The organism is Mesorhizobium sp. P2_E10 (assembly GCF_056404235.1).
Map to the genome: position 1 here is coordinate 1 of NZ_JBFUEK010000022.1, position 19,170 is coordinate 19,170.

15 protein-coding genes and 1 pseudogene are annotated in these 19,170 nt (G+C 59.8%); 10 read left to right on the plus strand and 6 right to left on the minus strand.

Going from position 1 to position 19,170, the window contains the following annotated elements; all coding sequences use genetic code 11:
* Positions 1 to 450: 450 nt before the first annotated feature.
* The 3 genes from AC1D0N_RS29130 to AC1D0N_RS29140 are packed head-to-tail and all read right to left on the minus strand — an operon-like array spanning position 451 to position 3,024.
* Positions 451 to 1,326: a hypothetical protein gene (locus tag AC1D0N_RS29130; RefSeq protein WP_477249796.1), complete on the minus strand. Its 876-nt coding sequence runs from the start codon at positions 1,324 to 1,326 to the stop codon at positions 451 to 453.
* Complete coding sequence (locus AC1D0N_RS29135; RefSeq protein WP_477249798.1) at positions 1,323 to 2,459, minus strand: hypothetical protein; 1,137 nt, start codon at positions 2,457 to 2,459, stop codon at positions 1,323 to 1,325. The genes AC1D0N_RS29130 and AC1D0N_RS29135 overlap by 4 nt, the downstream gene beginning before the upstream one ends.
* 43 nt (positions 2,460 to 2,502) lie before the next feature.
* Positions 2,503 to 3,024 (minus strand): TIR domain-containing protein, encoded by a 522-nt coding sequence (locus AC1D0N_RS29140; protein WP_192179974.1) that lies wholly within the window; start codon positions 3,022 to 3,024, stop codon positions 2,503 to 2,505.
* Positions 3,025 to 3,225: 201 nt separating this feature from the next.
* Here AC1D0N_RS29140 and AC1D0N_RS29145 point away from each other — a divergent pair, with 201 nt between their 5' ends.
* A complete protein-coding gene (locus AC1D0N_RS29145) occupies positions 3,226 to 3,720 on the plus strand; it encodes a TIR domain-containing protein (protein ID WP_477249799.1) in 495 nt (164 codons plus the stop codon).
* Entirely contained in the window at positions 3,720 to 4,370 is a 651-nt protein-coding gene (locus tag AC1D0N_RS29150; RefSeq protein WP_477249801.1) for an Nmad2 family putative nucleotide modification protein, read from the plus strand. Before AC1D0N_RS29145 ends, AC1D0N_RS29150 begins: the two co-directional genes overlap by 1 nt.
* 108 nt (positions 4,371 to 4,478) lie before the next feature.
* On the opposite strand, the gene AC1D0N_RS29155 is transcribed toward AC1D0N_RS29150, so the two are convergent.
* Both AC1D0N_RS29155 and AC1D0N_RS29160 read right to left on the minus strand, forming a co-directional pair.
* Positions 4,479 to 5,087 carry an Nmad2 family putative nucleotide modification protein gene (locus tag AC1D0N_RS29155; protein WP_192179977.1) on the minus strand — a complete coding sequence of 203 codons (609 nt, stop codon included), beginning with the start codon at positions 5,085 to 5,087 and terminating at the stop codon, positions 4,479 to 4,481.
* A gap of 5 nt (positions 5,088 to 5,092) precedes the next feature.
* On the minus strand, positions 5,093 to 5,518 hold the full coding sequence (locus AC1D0N_RS29160) for a hypothetical protein (protein WP_477249802.1): 426 nt from the start codon (positions 5,516 to 5,518) through the stop codon (positions 5,093 to 5,095).
* Positions 5,519 to 5,602: 84 nt separating this feature from the next.
* Here AC1D0N_RS29160 and AC1D0N_RS29165 point away from each other — a divergent pair, with 84 nt between their 5' ends.
* The 4 genes from AC1D0N_RS29165 (at position 5,603) to AC1D0N_RS29180 (ending at position 10,013) form a co-directional block, all read left to right on the plus strand.
* On the plus strand, positions 5,603 to 7,201 hold the full coding sequence (locus AC1D0N_RS29165) for a thymidylate synthase (RefSeq protein WP_477249803.1): 1,599 nt from the start codon (positions 5,603 to 5,605) through the stop codon (positions 7,199 to 7,201).
* A complete protein-coding gene (locus tag AC1D0N_RS29170; protein ID WP_477249805.1) occupies positions 7,198 to 8,148 on the plus strand; it encodes a TylF/MycF/NovP-related O-methyltransferase in 951 nt (316 codons plus the stop codon). The genes AC1D0N_RS29165 and AC1D0N_RS29170 overlap by 4 nt, the downstream gene beginning before the upstream one ends.
* Positions 8,145 to 9,254, plus strand: coding sequence for a nucleotide kinase domain-containing protein (locus AC1D0N_RS29175; RefSeq protein WP_192179981.1), 1,110 nt, complete (start codon positions 8,145 to 8,147; stop codon positions 9,252 to 9,254). The genes AC1D0N_RS29170 and AC1D0N_RS29175 overlap by 4 nt, the downstream gene beginning before the upstream one ends.
* A 300-nt stretch (positions 9,255 to 9,554) precedes the next feature.
* Positions 9,555 to 10,013 carry a hypothetical protein gene (locus AC1D0N_RS29180; protein WP_477249807.1) on the plus strand — a complete coding sequence of 153 codons (459 nt, stop codon included), beginning with the start codon at positions 9,555 to 9,557 and terminating at the stop codon, positions 10,011 to 10,013.
* 229 nt (positions 10,014 to 10,242) lie between these two features.
* Here the strand turns inward: AC1D0N_RS29180 and AC1D0N_RS29185 are convergent, their stop codons facing one another.
* A complete protein-coding gene (locus AC1D0N_RS29185) occupies positions 10,243 to 11,067 on the minus strand; it encodes a hypothetical protein (RefSeq protein ID WP_477249809.1) in 825 nt (274 codons plus the stop codon).
* A 578-nt stretch (positions 11,068 to 11,645) separates the two neighbouring features.
* On the opposite strand from AC1D0N_RS29185, the gene AC1D0N_RS29190 reads away from it, so the two are divergent.
* The 4 genes and pseudogenes from AC1D0N_RS29190 (at position 11,646) to AC1D0N_RS29205 (ending at position 18,954) form a co-directional block, all read left to right on the plus strand.
* Entirely contained in the window at positions 11,646 to 13,241 is a 1,596-nt protein-coding gene (locus tag AC1D0N_RS29190; protein WP_477249810.1) for a hypothetical protein, read from the plus strand.
* A 673-nt stretch (positions 13,242 to 13,914) separates the two neighbouring features.
* Positions 13,915 to 15,882, plus strand: a complete 1,968-nt coding sequence (locus AC1D0N_RS29195; protein ID WP_477249811.1) for a hypothetical protein — start codon at positions 13,915 to 13,917, stop codon at positions 15,880 to 15,882.
* Positions 15,879 to 16,640: an AAA family ATPase gene (locus tag AC1D0N_RS29200; RefSeq protein ID WP_477249812.1), complete on the plus strand. Its 762-nt coding sequence runs from the start codon at positions 15,879 to 15,881 to the stop codon at positions 16,638 to 16,640. The genes AC1D0N_RS29195 and AC1D0N_RS29200 overlap by 4 nt, the downstream gene beginning before the upstream one ends.
* Positions 16,641 to 17,510: 870 nt before the next feature.
* Positions 17,511 to 18,954: pseudogene (locus AC1D0N_RS29205) on the plus strand (ISKra4 family transposase).
* The last annotated feature ends 216 nt before the right edge of the window (positions 18,955 to 19,170 follow it).

The window sequence follows — 19,170 nt, forward strand, 5'->3', positions numbered from 1 at the left end:
AAAGGAAGTTCACCAGTTGCAAGGGCGATGAGATGTGATGGCGAACCGGTCATACCGGGAGCTGGGATAACCCGTGCGAATGTCGTGGGCGTCATTGCCCGCAAAGCAGAGTGGGACCTGACTCGCGGATACCATCAAGGCCAGCGGTCAACATGAACGACTGCATCAACAGGCCGGACAGAAGACTGCACCTGACCCAATCGTCAAAAACGTCAAATCACCCCTTGCAATGCGGGAGCCATCCACAGAGGACGTTCCGGCCGACTGGATTGAATATTAGCAATGCGCAACAAACTAGCTGTCCGACAAGTCAAACATCGGTTCCGACTGTTGGCGCGATGGAGGTGGCCAGAGTGACGTAGCTGGCCAGAAAGTAGCACAGTTTTCATAGGCGGCACGAGGGCGCTGCGCCAAGAGTTCGCACGGGTCGCACGCCGTGCTGGTGCGTGCTCAAACAATGGCCAGCCACTGCTCGAGCAGTAATGCAGCCCGAAACGCGGTTTGCTCAGCCCGATCATCGTCAACGATAGCGCCGAGCGCGCTGCGAAGCCCGCCGGGGATGCGATGGCGAAGGCTTTCCACCTGCTCGATAGCGGGCGCATAGCTTGCTTGCTGCTCAGTTCGTGGCACCTTGCCGGCGAGATCCATCAGGCCAAGCGCGATGGCGACATCGCGCGCTGCACCGCCAAACGCGCCGAGGACGATCAGCGGCTTGCCCGCATCCAGTGTCAACACCGCCTCCTCGACGATCCCCGGCATCACCCCGTCATAGGCATCGGCCGGATCGGCCAGCACTCCCATCTTGCCGCCCAAGATCACGCGCGCATCGGCGCGGGCCGTCACCATACGCCGCGCACCGCTGTGTGCTTGTGCGGGCGAGAGGTTTGGAACTGCGGCAAACCAGGCGACAAGCTGCGCATGGTTCTTTACGATCTCCTCGCCGAGCCGGATGCCACCACCGCCGGGTCGGGCGGCAACGAATGCGTCCCCGCGAGCAATAGCCGTCCGCACTGTGCTGCGCCCCTCGTTCAGGATGGCGTAGAGGTCCTCATAGGGTGTCAACCGCGCCACAGGCTCGGGGATGAAATGGTGGAACGGCGCATCGCGGGTGCCGGCATAGGCGCCCGCCAGGTGACGGAAAATCTTAAAAGTATAGCCATCTGGTTCGAGATTGCCCCCATAGCCGATGTCGGCGCCAGAGCGCACAAGCGCGGTGCAGATCGAAAGTACCGCCCGGTCGATCTCACGCTGGGGGAAGCCGAGCCTAGCACGGTCGGGCGCGTCGCTGACCGAGACTGCAACCAGCCGGCCATCGAGCGCGCTCATGTGATTTCTCCAAGCGTGACCATGCGTGTCGCGGGCGCGGTCGCTGCAAGCGCGCGCCGCAGCAGATCGGTCTCGATATCGCCGAGCGGTGGATCGGGATAGACGATACGACTCGGAAGAGCGTCGCGATGGATAATGTCGAAAAGCTCGGGCGGTCTGGGCAGCACCAGCGTATCGGTCGGCGAGGCTTCGGTGGCCTGCTGCTCAAACAGGTCGCAGCGCAACCCTTCCGACATTGTCTCGACCAGCAACAGCTCGATCCAGCTGGTATCGCCTGTATCGGGCCTCACCCGCACGCGGGGCACATTGGCGCCATACGGATAGGTGCGGCTGATTCTTCTGCCTCCGACATCGGCGAGCACGATCGGGCGCCGCCAGCGCTTGGCCTGAGTGAGCTCGAACACGCACCAGGGCCGCGAATCATAGACATCCGAGACAATCGCCAGCAGCGTGCCGCGGCCTATCTCCTCCTTGAAGCGATCCTCATAATTCTCGCCCGGCATGAGCTCGGTCGCGTCATAGAAGGTTTCGAGCGGAACGCCGTCTTTGGTCATGTTGATGAAATCGACGATCGCACGAGCGCTCTTGTCGCCGTCCGCCTTGGCGTGGCTGACGAAGATCGGTTCCTTCTGCGTCTTGCCAACCAACTTGCGCAAATGCTCACGCACGCAGATCAAGAGCAGCAGCAATAAGCGCTGGTCGCGGGCTTCGTCGTTGGCCAGTTCGTGCCATTTCTTGCGGCGCTGATACTGGATGTGGTTGGCCGCGTCTTGGACAAGCGGCGGCTCGCCGTTCGGGCTGCCAAAGGGGATGTAAAGATCCTGTTCGCCCCGCGCGGCCATGCTGGCGCGCAGATCGGACGCCCAGGCGTTCCAGGCGTGGCGATGTTCATGCATCTCCTCGTCATGCAAGAGGACAATGGCATTGTGGCGCGCGCGCGTGAGATTGATCGCCCGGGGTAGCGGCGATGCGTCCGACCAGGGCGTGCTGGCAAACCGCACTGGCACGCGGTGTGCAACGCCGTCCCGCTCCATGCCGATACCGTCGAAATGACGCGAGATTCGCTCGGCGACCCGTGCGCCTTCAGCCGAGCGCTGATCCCACACTACATGGAGTCTTACGAGGTCGATCATTGGCAACGCCTCCTGCCGAGCGTTCTGCATATCATGGTCTTGCTCACCGATTGTAGGACATCAACGCGCGGTTGTTCATGATCAGAGATCGAGGTTTGACCAGTGTTGCCTCGATTGCATTCATGAGTTGCCGATAATCGGCGATGATATTCGTCCAGCGGATCCACACCGCATAGTTGGCGTCGATATTGTCCTGCAGGCGATCGGGCTTGTTGGTTCCGTCCCCCACCAGCGGCAAGGTCGGCAGCCAGATGCCGACCAAGCCCATCTGCTGATCGAGTGACGCCTTGATCTCCCAGTCCACATATTTGCGGCGCCAAGTGTCTGCGCCACACAACACGATGGTGCAGGAACTGCCATGAAGATGAGATTCGCGTATGCGCCGCATGATATAGGAGGGGTCGGCGCTATCGATCCGCCGTTCAAGCGAATTGTCGGTGAGGAGCTGCAGCGAGTCGTGGAACGCGGCCGAGAACGCATCATAATGTCGCTGATCCCCGCGATGATGGTAGCTGACAAACACCTTGCGGCGCACAGATGGAAGCGCCCCGTGATAACCCGACATCATATGTCCCCCTCAGATTACCTTGTTCCTGCACATACCGCCCTGTGGAGTGAAGGGCCAGAGTGGCAAGTGCACGCGATTTCCCTATCATTAGGACAGTGGGTTCGCTTGTCGCGCAGGAACGAAAGGGGTACACTTTATTGAAATTTTCGCCCGGCGATCCTATTTTGGAGCGATATAGATTCTTTCGATGGGGTTGAAATGAGCAATCGTCGCCACGTTTTCGTCAGCCATCATCACGCCGATGACGTGCATGTCACGGCCCTCACGCGCATGCTCGCGCGCTCCGGTTACGAAATCCGCAACAGTTCGATTCGCTCCAAGCCGGCCAACCAGCGCCGCCTCGATGAAGGACGCATTCCCGAGCGCACGCTCAAGCGTTTGTTGCGCATGAAAATGTCCTGGGCATCGACTGTTGTGGTGCTGATCGGCAGGGATACGCACAAGCGCCCTTGGGTCGACTGGGAGATCAAGAAGGCGAACGCACTCGGCAAGCGCATTGTTGGGGTGTATGAGCGCGGCGGCACCGAGAACGACGTGCCTGACGCCTTCAACAAATATGGCGACGCCCTGGTCAGCTGGAACTCGGCGAATGTGATCGAAGCCATTGAGGGCAAGTGCGATCCGTTCGAGAAGCCCGACGGCGCGCCGCGCCCGCCTGCTAACGATACGCCCCGCAGCAGCTGCGCTGCCTGATGGCGAGCGTCTATATCTATGCTGTGAGCTATGATCTGGGTTTTGCGCCCAATCCGTTCGGCGGACTGTGCAGCTTGGCCTGCTGCAAGCCCAAGATCCGCGAGAAAGCCCTAGCGGGCGACTGGATCATCGGACTGACCGGTGTCAAGATCAGCCCCGCCATGCGCTGTGTCTTCGCAATGGTCGTTACGCGGGACACCAGCTTCGACGACTATTGGGCGCATCCGGATTTCATCACGCGGCGCCCAGTGCGCAATGGAACAGCCAAGAAGCAGGTTGGCGACAACATCTACCATCGCGACAAGCCAGCGACGCCCTGGCTTCAGGAGAACTCGGTCCACAGCCAGGTCGATGGCACGCAATGTCTGCTCAACACCGCGCATGACACGCGGATCAATCGGGTGCTGCTCTCCGACCGGTTCGTCTATTTCGGGGCCTTGGCCCCGCCTGTGCCGCGCCCCATCCGCGATGCGCTGGCCTATACGCGCAATCCGCGCGACTATCGTCGGTTCGACGCGGTCCAGGCCAAGCCACTCATCGACTGGCTCGCACCCCAGATCGCAGCTCATCCCAACCAAGTGCTTGCCGACCCTCTTGACTTTGCGTCGAGCGCCAAGCGTTTTTCACCGGAGCGCCAGCGCCTGATCTGAACCGGTAACAGCACGCCGCGGGGGTAGGGCGGGCGAAGCCGCCGCCTCGCGGCTGTTAGCGCCGTTCATGGTTTCAGCAGTACCCCCTTTTTTGGCCGCTGCCAGCCCCTATCGCCAGTATCTCGACCAGGCCCATTCGATCGGATCGCCAACGCGGCCATGCTGATGAAACCCGTTGGCCCAGGCGAGGAAATCGGCAACGTCCTGGTCGGAGTAGTTATAGGCATAGTTCGGCCGGCCAATATGGAACCGTGCGAACCTGGCTGGAATTTTCGGTGCCTGATCGCCCCAATACGAAAAGTGCCTCGAAAGCAGCACCTTGTCCGTCGTTGCGGTATCCCGCACCAGATTCTTCATGTTGGCGACGGCACCATCCTGGCTGTGGCGGGAGTCGGACTGGATCCAAGGCCCGCCGGGCACCTCGTGATGGTAGATGTTGTCGCCAAACCGGACCTTGAAGCTGCCGTTCAGGACCGGCCGCTTTCTTGCGAACTCCGGGTTGCGCCAGTACTGGTCAAAGGTCGTGATCTCATCCACCCGCATCAGGAACACGGCCCGGTCCGCACATCCACGCTTCGACGGTCCGGTGCCTAGCACCCAGTCGCCAACCACGGCTTTCCTGCGGATGCCGGGTTTGCAGGTGGCAAGGCTGCAGACCCCATGGAAGGGGTTGGGGGCAAAGCCATGATCCCAGCGAACGACATAGGAAAACAGCATCTCGGCTAGCCCTTATGCCGGGGCGTCTTCTGTTTCTCGCGCTGTTTGCCGTCCGGCAACTGCCACACCGGCTCCTTGGCGGGGCTTGCCTTCGTCAGGTCGTCCAACGTCTCAACACCATCGCCCTCGCGGTTGATGGCTGCGGGGATCGTCCCGGACGTCTGGCCTTCAGGCCAGACCCCGATGACCTGCTTGCCAGTCCTGCCAGCGTAGACGATGACGCCGACATAGTCCTCGGCCTCGGTCTCCGGGCAGATCAGGATCACCACAACGTCGCACTGGTCGACACAGGATTGGTAGTCCGAGAGGTCGGTCTTTTCGTCACAGACCAACAGGCCTCCGGCCTTGACGATTTTACTCTTGATAACCTCTATTTGCTTGGCATGCGCAGGAACTGGGCAAACATAGGCCTTTACTTTATTGAAGTCCAACGTAACCTCCGATTCTAGAGTTTGTGTGATTCTTCGCGGTTTTTCGGCTCAAGTCCACTCAAAAAGTAAAACGCCGGAATCGACATGCCCTCCTACCGAAACATTAGTTTTGCTCTTGTCCAGAGCGTTGAGGAACTCCTTCTCGACGGAGCCAACGTCTTTGTCAAAGAGCGCCAGACGAAGGAACTGATCGCCAGGACCACCCGGCTAGAACGGCCGCTGGAGCGCTATTTGTTCGCTCCCAGGCGCCACAACGATGTTGCGGCCCAGTTCGCTGAGAGCATGTGGGTCCTTGCCGGTCGCGATGACATAGCTTGGCTCAAGAAATATCTGTCGCGCGCACCGCAGTTCTCCGATGACGGCCAGACCTGGCGGGGTGCCTACGGCCCGCGCCTGCGGCGCTGGAGCGGCGTCGACCAGGTCGACGCGGTGCGCAGGCTCCTTTCCACCGAACGCACAAGTCGTCAAGCAGTCATGGCTCTGTTCGACCCCGCCCGGGACTACGAGCCCTCCAAGGACATTCCCTGCAACAACTGGCTGGGCTGGATAATCCGCGATGACCGGCTGCACATGTGCGCCACCTTGCGCAGCAACGACGTGTGGTGGGGCTTTTCGGGGGTCAACGCTTTCGAGTGGAGCATCCTGCATGAGATGCTGGCCTATTGGGTGAACGCGCAGGTCGGCCAAGCCGATTATCTTGCTATGTCGTTCCACATCTATGCCGACCATTTCGAGCGCGGCGGACAGATGGTGACCGGCTTCCAGGGACTTTCGCCCTATGATTTTGGCCTAGGCCGGGCGGAGTTCGCGACGCCGTGGGATGCGTTCCAGACGAAACTCGACCGCTGGTTTGCGCTTGAGGCCGAGATGTCCGCGCGGCCCGACGCGCCGCTTGGAAGTTTCGGTGAGATCGGTGACCCGCTGCTCGACAGCGGCCTGACGTTGGTCCATGTAGCCCAGGCGCACACGCTGTGGGGCGGAGAGCGCTTGGCCCGTGAACTGGCGCGGTTGCCTGCCTGCGACTACGTGGCTGCGCTATACGAGCAGTACGCCCGCAAATATCCCGGTTTGCTGCATGCGGTCCCGCAGCGGCCTATTGCCGATTTCCTCGCCGCGTGTTCGCGCCGCAGCGCCGACATGGTCGGTGACTTCAAGGCTGCGGTCAAAAGGCTGCATGCCGAGAAGGATCGCGCCTATGGCGGAGCCTGGAAAAAGCGGGGGGAGCTGGTCAGCATCCAGCCGAACATTGCCCGCAAGGTGGACAGACTCGACACACTGTCGGCGACCGGTGCGGGGCTTGCCGGCGAGACGGGCCTAGACACCGCTGTCGACCTGCTCGTCTACGTCGAGAAGTACCGCCTGTTCCTTGCCGAGAGCCTGCCTGCCGGCGCGCTAGTGCCGGCGGACGCGCCCGTCCCGCTCAGTAGCCATGAGCAGAACTTCGACACGTTGCTCGACCGGCTGGAGCTGAATCCACCCACCCGCCCAATCGCCGAGATCATCAGGGACGTAAACACGGCTTTTGACGCTTGCTGGCATGGGGCCGAAGATCGTGCTGAGCCCGAGGAAAGGCTCGCGCTTGCGACCACCCTCTCGGAACACGCGACCGAATTGCTCGCATTGCTTGTTCACGGCAACAGGCAGGCCCTGACCGCCTTTCTCCAATCCGGAACCTCCGCATGAGCCCCGAAGACCTCTCAAAACTCAAGCTGAAGCTGCGCGAGGCCGTCACCGAACGCGAGCCGGGCTCGCGGGTGGCCATTGCCGGTTGGTCCGCGGCTGCCTTCGACATTGCGGCGGACCCGATCCTCACCCGCGGTGCGGCCGAGTTGATCGGCATCTTTGCCCGGCAAGGCGGGGCGTCGGTTAAGCCCCTTGAAGACCTGCCCGCCCACCATCCCGACATCGTGGTCATCGCCGAGGACGCAGGGAAGGAATCGATCCTCGAAGCCATCGCTTTAACGCTGCCGGCCAAGACGAAAATCGTCATCGGCGGCTTCTCGCACTTTGAATTCAGGGATCCCGTTTTTGACAAGATCAGGCGCGACGTCTTCATTCCGTCCTTCGCCAACGGCTACCGGCACTGCCTCGTTCATATCTATCAGTGCCTACAGAACGCGCACCGCCGGGGCCTCAAGGGGTGCGTGGCGGAGTTCGGCATGTTCAAGGGCGGAACTACCATGCTGATCTCGCGCTTCATTGAGGCACTCGGGGCGGATTGGAAGGTGTACGGATTCGACACGTTCGGCGGTTTCCCAGACAAGCGCAGCCCGCTCGACATGTATAGTCATCCCGATTGCGTGTACCTGGACGTGGAAATGGTAAGAGCCGTGTTCGCCCGCCGCAACGTAGAGGTGGTCAAGGGCGACGTGGTGGAGTCCGTGTCACGCCTTGCCGCAGAAGACTTGGTGCTTTCTTTCGTGGATACCGACAATTTCACGTCGGCGGAAGCGGTTATTCGTGTCATAGCGGAGAAGACTCAAATCGGGGGTGCGATCGTTTTCGACCATTGGACCGGACACGACCGCCACATCGACACGATAGGTGAGAGAATAGCCGCAAAAAAACTCGCGGCCGACACGCGATACTTCAATCTGCACGGCACTGGTGTATTCTTGAGGCAGCTATGAACTCGTCCCCGACCCCCTTCATCCGACGTACCCCGCCCCAGGCCCGCAAGGGCGTGTACGAGCTGTACTGGACGTTCGCCTCACGGCGGCAAGCCGCCTTCGAGGCGCGCCTGGCCGGCAAGAGCCAACCTTGGACGTTTGACCCGATCCTGCAGATTTACAAGTTCTGCAACGTCTTCCGGGCGGCTGACCGTGTCTCCCAGTTCATGATCAAGGACGTAGCGTACGGCCAGGACGCCGAAACCACCGCTCGCGACCGGGTGTTCCAGATCACCGCATTCCGCACCTTTAGCAACATCGCGACTTGGGAGTCCGTTGCCTATGAACTTGGTGGGGCACCTCGCCTCGATCATTTGCGCTCAGGCGAATTCGAGCAGGCTCTGGATCGGGTCAAGGCACGGAACGGCGGGCTCTATACCGGCGCGTTTATCCTCTGCGCCAATAAGGCGTTCGGTTTCGACGAGAAGCACCGTAACCACGTTGCGCTGTTCAAGTACATGTTCCTCGATCATGCCTGTGCCGAGCGGGTGCTGCAGGCACCATCCCTCAAAGCGGTGGTCGAACTGTTGCAGAGCTTTCCGTTGATGGGACCGTTCATGGCCTATCAGACCGCGATTGACCTCAATTACTCGGAGCTGCTCGACTTCAGCGAGAACGACTATACCCAGGCGGGTCCAGGCGCGCTGCGTGGCCTGAAGAAGGCCTTCACTGATCTGGGTGATTACTCGCCAGCGGATACTATCCTCTGGATGGTTGACCGACAGGACGAGGAATTTCGACGCCTGGAGCTGCCCTTCCGCGGTTTGTTCGGCCGCAGGCTGCACGGTATCGACTGCCAGGGCCTATTCTGCGAACTCGACAAATATTGTCGCGAAGCAGTTCCTGAACTGACCAGCGCGCGCAGCCGGATCAAAGCGAAATACTCGGGGTCACGAGGAGATATCGAGCTGTTCTTCCCGCCCAAGTGGCAGCTTCCTTCGTCAGGTGTCGTTCGCGCATCAGTAATGCTCCCAGGTACCGGTGAGAGCTCGCGGGCGACAGTGGCGCGTCCCAAGCCTCTTAAAGCTGCTCGTGAAGAGCTCGCCGTTGCGGATCTGTTTGCTTAGCAAATCCAGATAGAGCTGGCTGGTGGTCCCATCGAATGGCATGCGCACCAGAAAACCCGCTTTTTTTGCTATTTTTTATACGAACGGCTCACCATCCCCGACTGGTAATTCGAAATTCTTCATTGATGATACGCAGAAGCTGTCGTTCGGGTATCGACATTGAGGCAGAGATCAGAAAGGCCGATGCACTTCGAGACCTGTCTCACAGAGATGACTGTTGACACCTCACCCCGGGCATCATATGTCCCTGCCCATTCCAACAAGAGACATCACTGCTGTGATGTCCGAAAGGCAAGCGGCATGTCAACCGAATGGCCGAAACGAATCCGCAGCAGGGCTGCGAAGTTAAAGAATGGAAATGCGCTCCTGGCCCTCGCAGAGGAATCGCCGATCCTCCCGGAGATGCGGCGCCGCATTATGAATGGCGAGAAGCCCGTAGCAGCGCTGTCCGGCGAGATGGTCGAGCGATTCGGTCAGGAACACGCAGAGCATCACGGACTCCGCCAGCTCGCAGGGGAAGCGACCGCGTTCATGGTCGAAAGCATGCTCGGTGCGATCCGTTCGTCCGGATCGCGGAAAATCCTCGACGACCAAGTTTTCACGTCAGGCACGCCTTTCCGGATTCCCGGACAGGCCGGAGAGACCGTTCTTGCCGAGCCGCTGGCGACTGAGCTTCTGGTCCGGCACCTGACCGATGCCGCACTCGCCGAGCTGGCGGCCATCCTCGCCGCCGAACAGGAACGCCGCCTTACGACCTAGCGGTCAGCCAGCAGCTTCCTGACTTTAGCGAGGCGGGTCCGGCCATCCTGACCCGCCAGCCCTAGCCGCTCGAGATTCAGCGCAACGTCCCGCTGGGTCCACAGACCTCCGTCGCCACTGCTTCCGGCATGCAGTCGAACAGCGAAAGGGGGACATCGGATTTGCGTTCGACGATCCTCGTGACGACCTTCGGCTCCGGGTCGTCACACACCATGTCGTGAGAGAAAATCTATCGAGCTGGGATGACGTGTCGCTGCGCGCGGTTGACTGTCGGCGGAATCTGCGAGCATTGGGCGGCGCCCAGGTCGGCGTCATAGTCGCCGAGATGGAACTGGAGCGCATTAAGTATGCGCTCGCAAGCCTCGACGACCTTCTTACGGTCCTTGATGGGATTGCTATGGAAGAGCTCGTTCCGGGTTTCCTTGATGACCCGTAACGTGTCGTCGAACACGGTCTTGTCGAGGTTGAATCCCAGCTCCGCGTTGGCGCAAAACATGCCCCGCATCAAGCCCCAGTCCGCCTTGATGATGCTCCAGAGTTCTCCGAGCGTAAGACAATAGTAGAACTCGTCGCTCTTGTCGGGTCCCGTGACCTTGTGAATCAGCGTAGCGCTGATCATGTCGTCGAACACCTTCCAGACGGCCTTGACGAAGCCGGGGTTGATGACCACGCCTCGAATGTTGGGGAAATTCTGGTAGGTCTGTCCTGCGTCCCGGCCGTCCCTGATGATGGTCCACCAGTCCATCCTGCCGAACCTGTCCTCGAGGTAGTCGGCCAACACTGACCTCAGGCTGTTCTCTACGGCGAATACGAAGGGGTAGATCGAGGAGAACTCCTTGACCTTCCGTGTGTATATGCGGTGGATTATCTGGCGCTGCTGGTCTACTGGTACTGCCTGCAGGCGGCGCACCTGCACTCCCTCCCGTATGCTATCCCGTAAGAGGGTGGGGTTCAGGGTACGCATGTCCACTTCGAAGTGGGGACGGGGTACGAAGGTGAGGTACTCACCTAGCAACTCTCTGGTAGGTATGTGCCTCTTCGTAATGCTGGACATGCGCTCCCCTCTTGCAATGCACTCGTATCCGCTCTATAACACCTCTACTCGCTGAGTGGAGGCACAATGGTGTCGCGAGCCCATGGGTCTTGCCATGGCACTTGGAGAGTCTAAACGAACTACCTATGGCTAGGCGTGGCTCTAAAGGCTGCGCCTTTAGTCGTTCAGGGACTGGCCACTCCTTTCCCGTGGTCTTCATGACACCCCGTAACACGCCCTGTGTGTGCCCGATGATCATCATGATGACCATGCCGAGTGTCCCTCGACAAGGTGCTGCTGGTGCTGGTGGCACGGCCACGTGTACGAGGACGACAGGTCGGCCGGGGGGAGCATGAGGTTTTGTGGGGCAGTCACGTTGCGGCCGACCAAACAGACACTTTATGTGGCTCGGCTCCGGCCGCCCAGCGTGTCTCCGCAACCAATCGCCCCACAGTCCTCATGCTCTCATCGTAGCTGCTGCGGCTCCCGCTGAGCATTTTGGAACAGGGCCTGCGAGCCCCAGTTGTACTTTGCACGATGGTACGCCACTGCCTCGGAATCGTGTAGAAGTGGATATCATACCGTTGCAGGGGGGCGCGGTGAGACTGAAACGACTTGAAAAAATGCGCATGGGCGGTACGCGAACGAAGATGCAGCTGAGCATCCCAGTGCCCAGGACGCCTGACGGCAGGGTCTATCGATACTCACCCAATGTCGACGCTCATCCGAGGCATTTTGTACTCGGCGAGACTGTCGTCGGCTTCGCTGCGGATCCTGATAGAGCCGCGCGGACGAAATATACCGCCGGCACTCCGGGGACTGTCTGCCCCTATAGCGGAATTAGGGCTGACGATTCCCAGTTCACACATCCCGAGGATCGCAAGGCGGCGGTCAAGATTGTGAAGCAAGCGGCCCTGCAGGACATGCAAGACGCGGTATCGGAAATGCTGGCCGGTGTGGCGCGAGGCAGCAAGTCGATCACTTACAAGCCGGCCCCCCGGCAGAGCAAACCTAGGCCGCGTTTCGGACGCCGTGACCTCATGCGTCTGCTGGTTTGCGACTGCTGCGGGCGGGACTATGGTGTATTCGCGATTGCGCTATTTTGCCCGGACTGCGGGGCGCCCAACCTAGCGCTGCACTTTTCTCGTGAGGCCGAGTTGGTCGGCCAGCAGGTCGATCTGGCGGAAGCGTTGGGCAAGGATCGTCAGGAGCTGGCCTATCGACTGCTCGGCAATGCTCATGAGGACGTACTCACCGCCTTCGAGGCGACGCTTAAGGTAGCGTACGCCTATCGAATTCACAATCGGCCTTTGGGATCGATGCCTGCTAAGTCGGTCGTCAACGACTTTCAGAACATTGATAAAGGTCGAAAGCGCTTCGACGAATTCTTGTTCGATCCGTTCGCGGAACTCGACGCGCAGGAGCTGGCGGTGCTGTCCCTCAACATTCAAAAGCGCCATTTGATTGGGCACAATCTTGGCGTGGTTGATGCCAAATTCACGCAACACGCCAAGGAAGCGAAGTTGGGCGAGACAGTCGAGTTGGTGGCAGCGGATATCCGTTCGTTCGCCGCGCTTTGCCGAAGGGTTATCCGCCGCATCGACGATATGCTGGCGGACATGTCGCTACCAGCTCCGGCGGCCCACGACGAGGAGGACGCGATGCCTTCACCAACAGAGACCGTCGGTGATCTGAGCCCGGAGGGATCGGCAGTGGGAAAATGGATTTGCACGACATCCGTCGATGGCCTGCCCTGGAACCTCGATGAGAATGCTCTGGTCGCCGCCTTCCCGAGCCTGTCGACGGACGAGCTCGCCGAAGCGCTCGCCGACCTTGCTGAGGACGACTACGTGAGCCTTTCCCACACGATTTCGGAACGATTGCCTCGCGTACACGTGCGTGAGGACTTGTTCCTGACCTTTGATCCGATTTGTGTGGGAAGCGATCCGGTGGCCGACGCACTGCAGCTGATCCCTCTCGTCTTGAAGAAGGACTCCGTCGACGTACCTGCCTTGCATGTTGAGAGTGCCATGTCGCTGCGCCGGTTCAATCCCGCCATCGGACTGATTATTTCTGAAATTGGCGAAGGACGGGTCTCTGGCACCTGGGTTGAGGGATACCCGACGCCGTACTTCCTCATCGTTGATTCCGATCGCGTCGCGGTCAAGCGCCTGGCACGACGGCTCAAAGGATAACGAGGATGTAGTCCTCCCCCTGCCGTCCAAATCAGCCGTGGGGAACCTGAAGTCGCAGCACACTATCGCGCGATCATCATGATCTGGCCGCAGTGCCACACCGCCAAGATCGCGTGTACCGCCGACATTCAGGCGCTTTCGCTTGAGGCTCGGATCTGACGCTGTGATCTGGTAACGAGGCGGTTATGTCGGCGTCGACGTGTTCTCGTTTTGTGCCGCGAAAGTCGCATAGTTGGCAGTCTGGTATGACGTCCGGAATTATCTGTCGTCGTGAGGGGCAAGAGTCCAGAATTATCTGTCGTCGGCCGGACTTCTAAGTGGATGATATCCCGCCGCTTTCCTCCAAAGAGGTTACCAATGCCCTTTGGACAACAGGTTACCAATGTGCCCCAACGACAATCAATTCCCGACTGACCTTAAGCGGATGTTTTGATTGAACTATTGCAGCCACGATTGGGAACCTAAGGCCAACCAACACGCGCATTGGTAACCTCCAGCGACAGGTTTGGTAACCCTCATTGAGCGAGTGGCGCCCGCACTCGCCGGGGGTGACATTGATATTGTCTCCGCGAGGTGGTCTGGGACGATCGTCAAATAGCCTACACGTTCGCGATGTAGCATTTCCCCACAAAATTCTCAGGAATTGCCCCGCGTCGACGCCAGGTTGCTAGCTATGAGTGAGTGGCTGACCACAGTTGAGTTTGCTGCGCTGGTCGGCATTGGGCGGCAAGTCGCTCACCGCGCTCTTCGTCGGCGTCGCTGGCGAAAAAATTCGCTCGAAGTGCGGAAGGTCAATGGTCGGCGCGGCGGGAACGCCGGAGAGCAATATCAGGTGAATTCCACGTCCCTGCCGCTCGAATACCAGCACCGTTTAAAGGTCTCTCAAACCCTCGTTGAAAACCACTCAAAATCAATCACCGGCAGGACGACAGAGCACACGTGGTGGCTCGATTACCTGAGGCCAGCGCTTCAGCATCCGGTCAAATCGACTGCCCGCACCGACGCCCTGGCCGAGCTAGCAGACAACCCAACGCGGAACTGGGAGGGCACGGCGGTCAGCTATTCCCTGCGGACGCTGCAGCGCCATGCCGCACGGTTTGACGAAGACATGAAGGTCGGACGGCATGGTCGATCGGACAGGGGCAAGAAGCGTGTCGTCGTAAGCCGGAGGTGGGACAAGCTGGTCCCGTTCGACGCATCCACCAAGGCAAAGATCGCGGAGGACCTAAAGCAGGAAATCCGCGGCCTGCTCAAAGGCGGCATGTCGTGGGGCCACACCCTGCAAGAAGCCGAGAAGTTCCTGATCGACGCGACTCGGGCCTGGGGCTTCCGCCCCGGCGATCCTAACGTGATGGAGCGCGCTTGTTCTGTTCCAACCGACCTCGTCTCAGCGGAACTCCACTTCCGAAACGTCCACCGGTTTAAGCGCGACCATAAGGCTTACGATGATCGCCGGCCGCGTATCCGGCGCACCGTCGCCTGCATGCAGCCGATGGAACTGGTGGTCGGCGATGTTCACCCTGTCGACATTCACCTCACTCGTCCTGACGGCATTGTCGCCACTGCTAGGCTGATCGGCTTCCTAGACTGGGCGACGCAGCGCCTCTGGATAGGGCTGATCTTTTTCGAAAAGCGCGGCGGCGTGCAAAACCGCGACGTGATCGAAGTCTTCGCGGCCATGATCGAAGCGTGGGGCATGCCGCAGTCGCTCTATGTCGACAACGGCAAAGAATTCGGCTTCGCCGCCTTTCTGGACGATGCCATGCTGCTTACCGTGCCGGGCTTCCATGGCCCGTCCCGATCAACCCACGTCATCAATGCTTTGCCCTACAACGCCTCCGCAAAGCCGATTGAGCGTTTATTCGGTGACCTGGAGACGCGCTATTTCAGCACGGCGCGCGGCCACATCGGCGGCAACCGAATGAGCAAGAAGCAGGAGGCGATCGGCCGGACGGTCGCTCCGTTCGGTGCGTTCGAAGACGTGGTGCCAGCCATAGAAGGCTTCGTGCGCACCTATAATCACACTGCGCAGGGTGAGAAGAGCGCGCTCAAAGGCCTGTCCCCTGAAGCCACGTTCCGCAAACACCTGGAGGCGGGATGGGCGCCGACTGCGATGAACCGCGATGAAGTGCGCGCGGCATGTGCGCGAACCGAAGAGCGGTCGGTTGTTCAGGGTGCGATATCGGTCGGTGGCCGTCATTGGACATGCCCGGAATTGCAGGCTTACCAGTACGAGAAGATTTGGGTCCGTGTGCCGGCCTATCACACACCGGCCGAGTTGCTATTGCTTGACCGGCGTGGTGAACAGGTTGGCATAGCCTCTCCCGATGTCGAGTTCCATCCGCTCGACAAGCGCGGCCCAAAAACATCAGCCGAACGCGCGAAGGTGCATCGGCAGGCGGTGCGTGACCTCGATCGGTCAGCGCCTGATATCGATGTGGCTGCTCGCCTGATCGCCCGCGGCGAAGCCCAGCCTGAGACGGTCCCCAACGAGCCTGTCGGCATCGTCTCGTACGATCCGACGAAGCGGCCGGCGCGGATCGTGATGCCAAAGAGGCCTTCAATCTCGGAAGAGCGCCGGCGCGAAGAGGATGAGCGCATAGCTGCTCAGATGGACTTGGCGAAGAGGATCGTCCGATGACATTTATCGAAACTCGCGCTGCGCTCACCGTGCGGGCTGCCTTCGATACGGCAGTCAAGATGCGATATCCGGTGCTTGCGGTCGGCAAAGCCGGACTCGGAAAGACCGTAGCGCTCAACTGGATAGCCGCCCAAAGCGGAGCTGCCTATTGCGAAGTTGCGCAGCATACCAAGGCCATCAGGCCGATGTTCCTGATGCTGCACGACGCCTACGGCGTCCAAAAGGACAGCAAGCACACATACGATCTTGCGAAGGATTGCATGAACTTTTTGGGCGCCCTATACGGCCCGGCGCGTCCGTTGCTGGTGGACGAATATCAGAACTTCACACCCAGTGTTTTGCGGGAGCTGCTGCATCTTCAGGAGCGCTGCGGCTTCGCTTTGCTGCTCGCCGGCAACACTCATCGGTTAGCGGGCACGAGGCGTGATATCCACGCTATGGATCAGATCGAAAGCCGTATCGGCATGCGTTTCGAGATCGGGCAGCCGACGCGGGAGGATTGCGTGAGGATCGGCGCCGAACACAACGTTGAGGGAGTAGACGCCTACGAAGCGATTGTCACCTACGGTGAGAACACCTCCCTTCGCGCGCTTTGCCACCTCCTCCAGAACTGCGCCGCCGGTACCAGCGGCTTCGGCAGCATTCGACTTCCCCGGATCGAGACCACGCTTCGCGGCATGTCGTGCGGCAGCGATGTGCTCAGGCTTCTGCACGAGCGCCGAAACGATGCCGCAGACGACCTCCGCAGCCCGGCTTAATTCCGGACAGCGACAAATAATTCCGGACGGCACACTGGTGTGACGTCCGGAATCATTTGGCATTTCACGGGGTTTACCAGTCCGGAATTTTGGGTCGCTGGTAGGTGGCCTATGTGATTGAAAACAGGAGAGTTTCCTGGCTGATGGTGGGAGTTTCCGATCCTAAGACCGAGTTTACCAATGGCCTCAATGACAGTTAATTGTGGATTGGCATTAAGTGATTGGATTTGCGTAGAATATAGCCGCCCTTATTGGTCAACCCGCCCACGGTCGACAACGGATTGGTCAACCGAAGACGACAGGATTGGTAAACCGGAGCAGCCCTATCGACCAAGGTCTGCGCTTCACTGTCGCCTATCAGCAGGTATTCGAGCGACAATCGGGACCAGTGTGCGACGCCACCTAGCGTGAGACAAGTCGGCCACGCCGCAACTCGACACAGTTTAACGGTGCGCGCACAGTACCGCACACGATCTTCTAAGCCCGGCTTAATTCCGGACAACGACAGATAATTCTGGACGGCACATCACCATTCGTCTGAGCGACTACGACGATCAGGACCCCTTTGACTTTGGCTTTGGCTCCCGATCTGCCTTTCCTGGTTGGATTTGCCGATGACCATGAACCGGACTGGTTGGCAAAGGTGCGCCGGTTAAGCAGCTGAACCGATTTAGTTTATTCTGACGGCGACTGTCGGCGCGTAACAACCTCGCAATTGCGAATTTAGCTCTTCGCACCTGCACAAAAATGTGCCAAACGCAGCCCCCATGGTTGGTAACGTTGGGGAAGGAGCCCTCTTGAGTGCGGTTGCTAATACCGGTTGTTGGGCTCGAGCATTCCATCATCATCGTTTTGATCGGAGACAAAGCGATGGCGGTGGAATGGACGGTTACGATCGAGGGGAAGAACGAGTTCGGCGACGTTTGTCGCCGGGAAGTCCGGATCGCAGAGCTGGGAGCGCCTGTACCACGGTGAGATTGGCCTATCGATCGACGATGGCAGGAAAATCATGGCGGCGCTGCAGAGCGCGGTCGTGAACCATGAGGCGAATACCTATTCCCTCTTTCGTCGTGTCTGCCCTGATTGCCATACGTTTCGGCCGGTCAAGGACTACACGACGCGACGGATCAGAACCGTCTTCGACACGGTGGAGGTTCGCAATCCTCGCTGGATGATGTGCCGGGAGTGTTACCCCGGCATGGTCGTTGCCTTTGCGCCATTGAAGGAAATTTGTCCCGATCGAGCGACACCGGAGCTGATGGAACTGACGGCGCGGCTGGGAAGCATGCTGCCCTACCGGCAGGCGGCGAAGGTGCTGGCCGGTTTCCTGCCCACTGAACCGACTGAGACGCATGCGACCGTGCGCAAGCATACCATCAGGATCGGCAAGCGGCTCGACGACCAGGTCATGCAGGAGACTTGGCGCGCGAGGTCCCAAACGGATGACCGATGCGAGCTTGAGATGCAGCTTCCCGGAGATCGGCGCAAAGAGTTCGTCATTAGCATTGATAGGGCGCACGTTCGTAGCGCTGATCAACATTCAGCGCGAAATTTCGAGCTCGTCGTGGCCAGATGCGGCTGCGGGGGACGGGGCGAAAGGGGCGGTCGCTATTTCGTCACCGGCAGCACCGACCAGCAGGCAATCCGCGATCGTGCTCTTCACTCTCTCCAGGAGGTCGGGTATCGCGGCTTTGGGGATGTGACGGTGATCTCGGACGGGGCCGAAATCCTAAAGCGGCTGCCCCGCGCCATGCCCAAACCAACGACCCACATCATCGACTGGTTTCATATTGCCATGAAGATCCAGCCCATGCAGCAGATCGCCGATCACATCGTACGATCCCGATCAGGCCCCTTTGAAGCGCTTCCAACCATCGACAGGGACATCAGAGCCGTGAAGTGGCGCCTGTGGCATGGGCGGGTCGGCCGCGCGATCCGCGACCTGGAGCAACTTCTAGCAAGACTGAAGGAAGGCGCGTTCTCGATCGCACGGCTTCACGGCCTCGGGGAGCAGCTCCTGACCTATGTCCGTTCGAACCGCGGCGCGATCGTCAACTATGGAAAGCGCTACCGGACCGGGCTTCGCATCGCCACCACTCTCGCCGAGTCGGCGGTGAACTCAGTCGTCGGGAAACGTATGGTCAAGAAGCAGCAGATGCGCTGGTCGCTTCACGGTGCGCATATGCTCATGCAGGTCCGGGCGGCGGAGATCAATGGCGAACTTCGCAACCGGCTGCGGGCGCCTTTCCGACAACCAGAACTGAACGTGCCTCCAATATTCAAGCCCAAACCGCCTCTTCTACCCGCCGCCTGACCCCAGAGAAATTACCGGTCTCTCGACAAGCCTCTGCGTACTGCACTCAGTATTCGACAAGACGCCATGGTTGCAGGAGAGGGGTATCGATGAAGCGTGGCCGGTTTGCCGGGAACGATACATGTCGACAACGGCGCCGATTTTCGTAGTCATGCATTCGAACGTGCTTGCCGGGACAACGGCATACAGATCGATTGGCGTCCGCCGGGGACGCCC

Coding starts and splice junctions, on each gene's coding strand:
- AC1D0N_RS29200 (WP_477249812.1), top strand. CDS start 15,879: ATGACATTTATCGAAACTCGCGCTGCGCTCACCGTGCGGGCTGCCTTC.
- AC1D0N_RS29175 (WP_192179981.1), top strand. CDS start 8,145: ATGAACTCGTCCCCGACCCCCTTCATCCGACGTACCCCGCCCCAGGCC.
- AC1D0N_RS29145 (WP_477249799.1), top strand. CDS start 3,226: ATGAGCAATCGTCGCCACGTTTTCGTCAGCCATCATCACGCCGATGAC.
- AC1D0N_RS29135 (WP_477249798.1), bottom strand. CDS start 2,459: ATGATCGACCTCGTAAGACTCCATGTAGTGTGGGATCAGCGCTCGGCT.
- AC1D0N_RS29130 (WP_477249796.1), bottom strand. CDS start 1,326: ATGAGCGCGCTCGATGGCCGGCTGGTTGCAGTCTCGGTCAGCGACGCG.
- AC1D0N_RS29180 (WP_477249807.1), top strand. CDS start 9,555: ATGTCAACCGAATGGCCGAAACGAATCCGCAGCAGGGCTGCGAAGTTA.
- AC1D0N_RS29195 (WP_477249811.1), top strand. CDS start 13,915: ATGAGTGAGTGGCTGACCACAGTTGAGTTTGCTGCGCTGGTCGGCATT.
- AC1D0N_RS29155 (WP_192179977.1), bottom strand. CDS start 5,087: ATGCTGTTTTCCTATGTCGTTCGCTGGGATCATGGCTTTGCCCCCAAC.
- AC1D0N_RS29150 (WP_477249801.1), top strand. CDS start 3,720: ATGGCGAGCGTCTATATCTATGCTGTGAGCTATGATCTGGGTTTTGCG.
- AC1D0N_RS29165 (WP_477249803.1), top strand. CDS start 5,603: ATGCCCTCCTACCGAAACATTAGTTTTGCTCTTGTCCAGAGCGTTGAG.
- AC1D0N_RS29185 (WP_477249809.1), bottom strand. CDS start 11,067: ATGTCCAGCATTACGAAGAGGCACATACCTACCAGAGAGTTGCTAGGT.
- AC1D0N_RS29140 (WP_192179974.1), bottom strand. CDS start 3,024: ATGTCGGGTTATCACGGGGCGCTTCCATCTGTGCGCCGCAAGGTGTTT.
- AC1D0N_RS29170 (WP_477249805.1), top strand. CDS start 7,198: ATGAGCCCCGAAGACCTCTCAAAACTCAAGCTGAAGCTGCGCGAGGCC.